This window comes from Actinomadura montaniterrae (genome assembly GCF_008923365.1).
GTDB classification, from domain to species: Bacteria; Actinomycetota; Actinomycetes; order Streptosporangiales; family Streptosporangiaceae; genus Spirillospora; species Spirillospora montaniterrae.
Genome location: NZ_WBMR01000048.1, coordinates 43,505 through 51,907, shown reverse-complemented (window position 1 = coordinate 51,907; position 8,403 = coordinate 43,505). Strand labels below are relative to the sequence as shown.

Below are 8,403 nucleotides of genomic sequence, written 5' to 3'. Positions count from 1 at the left end.
CGCCGCGATCCGCCGCGCCCGCAAGCGCCGCCGCTGACCCGCCCCCGCCCCCGGGCGGGTCAGCCGGGCGGGTCAGCCGGGCGGGTCAGCCGGACGACGCCTCCGCCGGGCCGCTCGGCGACGGGGTCGCCGACGGCGAGGCGGTCGCGTCCGGCGTCGGCTTCGGCTGCTGCTTCGCGCCCGCCTGCTGCGCCGCCGACAGCGCCTCCTGCGCCCGCTTGATCCGCTGCCAGGCCTCGCCCATGCCCGGGTAGTCGCCCTTGTGCTGGGCGTTCTCGTAGTCGTTCACGGCCTTCTGCAGGTCGCTGATCGCCTGCTGCTCCTGCGGCGTCAGCCGGCCGTCCCCGGACCCCGACCCCGTCACCGCCGGGGGCCCCGACCCGCCGAGGACCTGCTTCAGCGCGTCCGCGAACGTGCCGGCCGCCGCGATCCGCGTCCCGTACCGCACCAGCACCTTGCCGAGGAGCGGGTACGGCTGCTGCTCCTTCCCGCCGGACGCCTTGGTGTACATCGGCTCGACGTACAGCAGGCTCCCCCCGAACGGGATCGTCAGCAGGTTCCCCGCGACGGTCTTCGTCCCGCCCTGCCGCAGCGCGAACAGGTCGCCCTTTACCTGCGAGTCCGTCTCGAACGAGTTCTGCACCTGCCCCGGGCCCGGCGGCTGCGCGTCCCGCGGCATCTGCAGGACCCGGATCTGCCCGTAGTACTTGCTCGTCGGGTCCGAGTCGACCGCCATGAACGCGGCGAGCTGCGGGTTGTCGCGCGGGTTGAACACCGTCGTCAGCGAGAACGCCGCCGCGCCGTCGAACGGCGACGGCATCTTCAGGCTCTGGTAGTACGGCGGCTGCAGCTTGCCCCGCGTCGTCGGGTCCTGCGGCACCTCCCAGAACCCCTCGCCGTTGTAGAACGCCGACGGGTCCGTCACGTGGTACTTGGTGAGGACCTGCCGCTGCACCTTGAACAGGTCCTGCGGGTAGCGGAAGTGCGCCAGCAGGTCGTCCGGGATGTTCGCCTTCGGCTGGACGGTGTCCGGGAAGACCTTCATCCACGTCTTGAGGATCGGGTCCTCGGTGTCCCACTGGTAGAGGTGGACCGCGCCGCTGTAGGCGTCCACCGTGGCCTTCACCGAGTTCCGCATGTAGTTGATGTGGTCGTTCGCCTGCCGCGCCACCGACGAGCGGGTGTCGGTGATCGTGTCGCGGGTCGCCTCGCCGAGGCTCGTCTGCTCCGAGTACGGGTACGCGCCGGACGTGGTGTAGCCGTCCACGATCCACACGACCCGGCCCTGCACCACCGCCGGATACGGGTCGCCGTCCAGCGTCAGCCACGGCGCCGCCTTGTGGACCCGCTCGCGCGGCGACCGGTCGTACAGGATCCGCGCGTCCTTCTTGATCGCCCCGGACAGCAGCAGGTTCTTGTCCTGGAACCGCGCCGAGTACAGCAGCTTGTGGAAGAACGAGTCGACCGGGACGCCGCCGCCCCCGTCATAGGTGGTGCTCTGCTGCCCGTCGTCCGGGCTGTTGTCGGGGTAGTTCAGCTCCCGCTGGCCCTTCCCGCCCACCACCGAGTAGCGCGGCGACCGCTCCCCGAAGTAGATCTCCGGCCGCGTCACCTGGATCCGCTGGCCGGACGACGCCGGCATGTCGCGGGTGATGAAGTCGGGGTTCCCGCCCTGCGCCATCTGGTCGCCGTACGCCGACACGAACCCGTAGCCGTGCGTGTAGACCATCCGGTCCTTCACCCAGCTGCGCTGCCCCGACGGCGCGCCCGACAGCTCCCGCAGCGCCACCACGGTGTCGGTGGTCTGGCCGTCCACGGTGTAGCGGTCGACGTCCAGGGTGTCGGGGAACTTGTAGAACGGGCGGATCCGCTGCAGCTGCTCGAACGTCGGGCCGACCACGTTCGGGTCCAGGACGCGGACGCCGCCCAGCCCGTTCGCCTCGTCCTGCAGCTTCTTCTGGTCGGTCTGGGGCGACGACCCGTACTGGACGACCTGCGCGCCGCCCACCCCGTACGCCCGCCGCGTGAAGTCGATGTTGCGCTGAATGTACCCGCGCTCCTTGGCCAGCTCGTCCGGCTTCACCTGGAACTGCTGGATCAGCAGCGGATACAGCCCGCCCAGCAGGATCGCCGACAGCACCAGCAGCGTGAACCCCACGCCCGGCAGCATCATCCCGCGCCGCAGCAGGTTGCTGAAGAACATCACCGCGCACAGCAGCGCTATGACCGCCAGGATCGTCTTGGCGGGCAGCAGCGCGTTCACATCCGTATAGGACGCGCCGGTCGTCACGCCCCGCTCCGAATGGACGAGCCCGTACCGGTCCAGCCAGTACGCGACCGCCTTCAGCAGCACGAAAATCCCCACCAGCACCGACAGATGCGCGCGCGCGGGCGGGCTCGCCTTGTCGCCCGGCCCCTGAAGCCGCAGCCCGCCGTACAGGTAATGCACCATCACCGCGGCCAGGAACGACAGGATCACCGTCGCGAACACCACGCCCAGCACCAGCCGCAGGAACGGATAGGTGAAGACGTAGAACGACACGTCCTTATGGAACTGCGGGTCCTTCACGCCGAACGGCGTCCGGTTCAGGAACGCCAGCCACACCTGCCATTGGCCCGCCACCGACGACCCCGTCAGCACGCCCAGCAGGAACAGCAGCCCCAACGAGATCAGCCGCCGGCGCGGATCGATCACCGACCGGTACCGCTCCAGCCCCTGCTGCTCCACCGACAGCGGCCGGTACGCCGGGCGCAGCCGGTACGCCACCGCCACGTTCGCGCCCACCACCAGCGACATCAGCAGGCCCGACCCGGCGAACAGCACCGCCTCGGCGCGCAGCTGCGTCGTGTACACCTTCGAGAAGCCGACCGAGCGGTACCACAGCAGATTCGTGTAGACCGCGGTGAAGACCAGGAAAGCGACCAGCAGGAACGCCAGCGCCACCAGGACCGGCAGCATCAGCCGGGTGCGCCCGGCGCCGAACCGGCGCCCGGTACCGGCAGTCCGGAAGGCCAATTGCCCCTCCGATCGAGATCGCGGCCCACCGGCCGCGGGCCGGTGCTGTGTAAGCAACTTACCGACTACCACCGGGGTTCCCGCATTTCCCGGTCCCCGGACGGGGAAAGATGGGCCCCGTGAGTCTTCTGGAAGAAGTCGTGCTGGACCTCGAACGCCACTCGGCGCAGGAGGGCTGGGACTCCGCGCCCCGCCTCTACGCCCTCGTCCGCAGCACCGAGCTGCGCCGCGCCGAGCCCGACCTCGCCGACCAGCTCGGCCTGCCCCCCGACGCCGACACCCTCGCCGCCCTCGAACAGCCCGCCCTCCCCGAGAAGGCCGGCGTCGAGGACGCCCTCGCCGCCATCGCCTGGCCCGACACCGTCGAAGGCTGCGCGCTCGTCATCGAACGGGTCGTGCTCCCGCCCGAAGCCGAGGACGACATCCCCGAGGACGAGGCCGAAGCCGCCGAATACGCGGCGAACCACCCCAAACGCGAGGACGTCCGCATGATCGTCGGCGTGCTCCGCGACGGCACCCGGCACTCCGCCCTCCGGCTCCGCCGCCACGACACCGACGACGAGGTCCTCGCCGGACCCGACCTCGTCCCCGCCCTCGCCGAAGCCCTCGCCGGCACCTTCGAGCCCGACGAGCCCGCCCCTCGCCCCTAGCGGGCCCGCCGCGGAAAGGTAGCCTGCAGGACGTGAGCGAAGACAGCGCCGCCGCCGGAACCGCCATCCGGCTCGCCGAGATCCGCGACACCCCGCTGTCCGTCGACGAGGTGTTCGCCGCCGTCGGCGACCCCGCCGCCGGCGGCGTCGCGCTGTTCGTCGGAACCGTCCGCGACCACGACCACGCCCGCGACGTCCGCGCCCTCTCCTACAGCGCCCACCCCACCGTCGAACGCGAACTCCGCGCCGTCATGGAGAAGGTCGCCGCCGACTTCCCCGTCCGCGCCCTCGCCGCCGTCCACCGCGTCGGCGACCTGGAGATCGGCGACCTCGCCGTCGTCGTCGCCGCGTCCTGCCCCCACCGCGCCGAAGCCTTCGACGCCTGCCGCCGCCTCATCGACGACCTCAAGGCCCAGGTGCCGATCTGGAAGCACCAGACCTTCGCCGACGGGGGAGACGAGTGGGTCGGGGCCTGCTGACCCGCCCGATCCGCATAGAGTTCCGACCATGTCTCGTCGTGCCGCCACGCTCACCGTCGCGAGCGTCCTCATCCTCGCGCTGGCCCTCGTGGGCTCCCTCATGCCGGTGCCCTACATCGCGCTGATGCCCGGCCCCACGAGCAACACCCTCGGCACGAATGAGAAGGGCCAGCAGGTCATCACCATCGACGGCCGGCAGACCTACCCCGACGAAGGACACCTCAACTTCACCACCGTCACCTACCGCGGCGGCCCCGGCGGACGCATCGACCTCTTCACCGCCCTGCGCGGCTGGCTCGACCACGACACCGCCATCGTCCCCGAAGAGCTCTACTTCCCCAAGGACGAGAGCCAGAAGCAGGTCGACCAGGAGAACACCCGCCAGATGCAGGACTCCCAGCAGAGCGCCAAAGCCGCCGCCCTGCACGAACTCGGCGTCCCCCTGCAGACCCAGGTGATCGTCCAGGGCGTCCAGAAGGGCCGCCCCGCCGACGGCAGGCTCCAGCCCGGCGACCAGGTCACCGCCCTCGACGGCGCCAAGGTCACCAGCACCGCCCAGGTCACCGGCGCCATGGCCAAGCGCAAGATCGGCGACAAGGTCACCCTCACCGTCCAGCGCGGCGGCAAGGACACCACCCAGACCCTCACCACCGTCGCCGACCCCACCGGCAAGCGCGCCGTCGTCGGCGTCGTCCTCGGCGACCAGTACAAGTTCCCCTTCAAGATCGACATCAGCGTCGGCGACATCGGCGGCCCCAGCGCCGGCCTCATGTTCGCCCTCGCCATCTACGACAAGCTCACCCCCGGCCCCCTCAGCGCCGGCAGGTTCATCGCCGGCACCGGCGAGATCGACGCCGACGGCCAGGTCAGCCCCATCGGCGGCATCCAGCAGAAGATGATCGCCGCCCGCCGCGCCGGCGCCACCGTCTTCCTCACCCCCAAGAAGAACTGCTCCGAAGCCCTCGGCGCCCGCCCCGCCGGCCTCCGCCTCGTCCGCGCCGACACCCTCCACACCGCCATCCAGGCCATCAACGCCATCACCACCGGCAAGGGCACCGTCCCCGCCTGCACCAAGTGACCCCCGCGGGAACCGATTTGGTCGCGCCCCCGCCATGCAATACAGTTGAGCCATCACCGCGGGGTGGAGCAGTTCGGTAGCTCGCTGGGCTCATAACCCAGAGGTCGCAGGTTCAAATCCTGCCCCCGCTACGGGTCCTAGGGTCCGTGTGGTCGCGCCTTCGGCGCTTCCCCACGGACCCTTCGCCGTTTATCGGGGGGGCGACCCCCCGAGCCCCCCGGTGTGGGGGCTCCGCCCCCACGCCCCCGGGCGCGCTTCGCGCGCGTATGGGGCTTCGCCCCTTGCCCCCCTCGGGCTTCGCCCTTCGTCCTGCATGTGCGGGTTCTTGCTCTGCGCGCTGTTTTTGGGGCTTGCCGCCCGCTCGGCTTGGGGTGGGGTGGCCGGATTGGCTGTTTCGGTATGATCCAGGTCACTTGACCAGCGGAAAGCGTGGTGTTCGATGTCCTCGGCGGTTGCGCGTGCCCGGCAGCACTCCTACGGCGATCTGTTGCACCGGACGGCTCGGCGGTATCCGGGGAAGGTCGCGGTGGTGAGTGGCGAGGTGCGGCTCACGTACGCGGAGTTCGACGCGGCGGTGAACCGGGCGGCGAACGCGCTGGCGGGGCGGGGGCTCGTGAAGGGCGACCGGCTCGCCCTGCTGTCCCACAACTGCTGGCAGTACGCGGTGCTGGCGTTCGCGACGGCGAAGCTGGGCGTGGTGCTGGTGCCGGTCAACTTCATGCTGGGCGCCGACGAGATCGCCTACATCCTGGAGCACTCGGGTGCGTCCGGGATCGTGGCGGAGGGCGCGCTGGTGCCCGTCGCGGAGAAGGCGCTCGCGGCGGCCGGTGTCGAGGGCGGCGTGCGAGGGCGGATCGGGGACGGCCCCGCCGGGTGGGACGACGTGGACGCGTGGTGCCGCGACGGGTCCGCCGCGGCGCCGGACGTGGCGGTGGGGGACGACGACCCGCTGCGGCTGATGTACACCTCGGGGACGGAGTCGCGGCCCAAGGGCGTGATGCTGACCAGCCGGTCGCTGATCAGCCAGTACGTGAGCTGCGTCGTCGACGGGGAGATGTCCGCCGACGACGTCGAGGCGCACGCGCTGCCGATGTACCACTGCGCGCAGCTGGACTGCTTCTTCTCGGTCGACGTCTACCTGGGCGCGACCAGCGTCATCCTGCCGGGGCCCGATCCGGCTCTGCTGCTGGAGACGATCGAGCGGGAGAAGGTCACGAAGCTGTTCTGCCCGCCGACGGTGTGGATCTCGCTGCTGCGGCACCCGGACTTCGAGACGCGGGACCTGTCGAGCCTGCGGAAGGGGTACTACGGCGCGTCCGCGATGCCGGTCGAGGTGCTGCGGGAGCTGCTGCGGCGGCTGCCTGACGTGCGGCTCTGGAACTTCTACGGGCAGACGGAGATGGCGCCGCTCGCGACGATCCTGCGTCCGGACGAGCAACTGGAGCGGGCCGGCAGCGCGGGGCGGGCCGCCATCAACGTCGAGACGATGCTCGTGGACGACGATGGTCGTCCTGTGCGTGCGGGCGAGGTCGGCGAGATCGTGCACCGGAGCCCGCACGCGGCCCTGGGGTACTACAACGACGAGGCCAAGACCGAGGAGGCGTTCCGGGGCGGGTGGTTCCACTCCGGGGACCTCGGGATCATGACGGAGGACGGCTACCTGTCGGTGGTCGACCGGAAGAAGGACATGATCAAGACGGGCGGCGAGAACGTCGCCAGCCGGGAGGTCGAGGAGGCGATCTACGAGCTGGACGGGGTCGCCGAGGTCGCCGTCTTCGGCATCGCCCATCCGCGCTGGATCGAGGCCGTCACGGCGGTCGTCGTGCCGAAGCCGGGGGTGGCGCTGGGCGTCGACGACGTGCACGCACATGTGCGCGAGCGGCTCGCCGGGTACAAGCGGCCGAAATATGTGGTGATCGCGGAGTCGCTGCCGAAGAACCCCAGCGGCAAGATCCTCAAGCGCGAGCTCCGCGAACTGCACGCTCCTCTCGCGGAGTCCTGATCAGTCGTCCTGCTGGAGGTGCGGGGCGAGGGTTAGGGATAGGTGGAGGGTTAGGCGGTCTTGGCCGTTGGTCAAGGTCAGCGCCGTCAGGTCCTCGATGCGGCGGAGGCGGTGGTAGAGGGTCTGGCGGTGGATGTTCAGGGTTTGTGCTGTTCTCTGGACGTTGCCCGCGAGGTCCAGGTAGGTGCGGGCGGTGAGGGCCAGGTCGGGGTGCTGGAGGAGGGCCTCCGTGCCGGGGGTCTGGGTCGTCTGGGTGAGCGCCTCGTCGCCGGCGGCGCGGAGGAGGCGCAGGACGCCCAGGGACGTCCAGTCGCGGGTCTCGCCAGGGGCGGCGGTGCGGGCGGCGACGCGGGCGCGGAGCCAGCCCTCGTGGACGGTCTCCAGGGTGGGGCAGGGGGAGAAGAAGCCCGCGTGGACGGGTGAGGTGCGCTCCTCCAGGAGGCGGCGGGCCCGGTCGACGACGGTGCGCGGGGACGCCGACGCCGGGATCACCAGGACGTGGTCGCGCTGCCAGACCGTGGTGAGGACGGAGTGGGGGAGCAGCCACGGGTTGAGCGGGTCGGTGCTCGGGCTGCGCAGGACGGCGACGGCGAGCGGCGGGTCGGGGACGCCGGCCTCGGCGAGCTCGTTGGCGGCCTGCGCGCGGACGTCCGGCTGGGCCGAGAGGAGGTCGGCGACCTTCCAGCCGAGGTCGTCGCGCTCGCGGGCCTGGCGGGCCATGAGGAGCCCGGCCCGTTCGCAGAGCGGCATGGCGCGGGAGGCGTCGGTGATGCGCTCCTGGTCGTCGAGCAGCCAGAGGTAGCCGTAGGTGACGTTGCTCCAGCGGACGGGCAGGCAGAGCCGGCCGAGCTGGCCGAGGGAGTGGTCGGCGGGGATGCGGACGGGCCCGGTGGCGCGGGCGATGCCGTAGGACTCGAACCGGGTGCGGACGGCCTCGGTCGCGCGGCGGTGCAGGATCGAGTCCATCCGGACGGGGTCGATCGTGTCGCCGTGCGCGGCGTAGGCGACGAGGTGGAAGTCGCGGTCCTCCAGGGTCGCCGGGGCGCCGAGGAGGTCGGCGGCGAGTTCCACGATCTCTTGCAGATCAGGAGCCATAGGACATTTGTATGAAGATGCTGCTGGTTGAAAGTGGCATTTGACTATACGCGGTGCGGGGGCCGGTTTCCTACCGTCGAGGT

At 70.9% G+C, this 8,403-nt stretch carries 6 protein-coding genes and 1 tRNA gene; 5 read left to right on the top strand and 2 right to left on the bottom strand.

From position 1 onward, the window contains the following. Positions 1-85 precede the first annotated feature (85 nt). Entirely contained in the window at positions 86-3,016 is a 2,931-nt protein-coding gene (locus F9B16_RS18705) for a UPF0182 family membrane protein (RefSeq protein WP_151541375.1), read from the bottom strand. Positions 3,017-3,126: 110 nt separating this feature from the next. Here F9B16_RS18705 and F9B16_RS18700 point away from each other — a divergent pair, with 110 nt between their 5' ends. The 5 genes from F9B16_RS18700 to F9B16_RS18680 all read left to right on the top strand — a co-directional run bounded on the left by F9B16_RS18700 (position 3,127) and on the right by F9B16_RS18680 (position 7,225). Further along, complete coding sequence (locus F9B16_RS18700) at positions 3,127-3,666, top strand: PPA1309 family protein (RefSeq protein WP_151541374.1); 540 nt, start codon at positions 3,127-3,129, stop codon at positions 3,664-3,666. A gap of 32 nt (positions 3,667-3,698) precedes the next feature. Further along, entirely contained in the window at positions 3,699-4,145 is a 447-nt protein-coding gene (locus tag F9B16_RS18695; protein WP_151541373.1) for a molybdenum cofactor biosynthesis protein MoaE, read from the top strand. A gap of 28 nt (positions 4,146-4,173) precedes the next feature. Then, positions 4,174-5,223 carry a YlbL family protein gene (locus F9B16_RS18690; protein ID WP_151541372.1) on the top strand — a complete coding sequence of 350 codons (1,050 nt, stop codon included), beginning with the start codon at positions 4,174-4,176 and terminating at the stop codon, positions 5,221-5,223. A 57-nt stretch (positions 5,224-5,280) separates the two neighbouring features. After that, a tRNA-Met gene (locus tag F9B16_RS18685) sits at positions 5,281-5,354 on the top strand. 308 nt (positions 5,355-5,662) lie between these two features. Then, the gene (locus F9B16_RS18680; RefSeq protein ID WP_151541371.1) at positions 5,663-7,225 is read left to right on the top strand and encodes an acyl-CoA synthetase; all 1,563 of its coding nucleotides are present in this window, start codon (positions 5,663-5,665) and stop codon (positions 7,223-7,225) included. Here the strand turns inward: F9B16_RS18680 and F9B16_RS18675 are convergent, their stop codons facing one another. Further along, positions 7,226-8,320 carry a PucR family transcriptional regulator gene (locus F9B16_RS18675; RefSeq protein ID WP_151541370.1) on the bottom strand — a complete coding sequence of 365 codons (1,095 nt, stop codon included), beginning with the start codon at positions 8,318-8,320 and terminating at the stop codon, positions 7,226-7,228. Between the last annotated feature and the right edge of the window lie 83 nt (positions 8,321-8,403).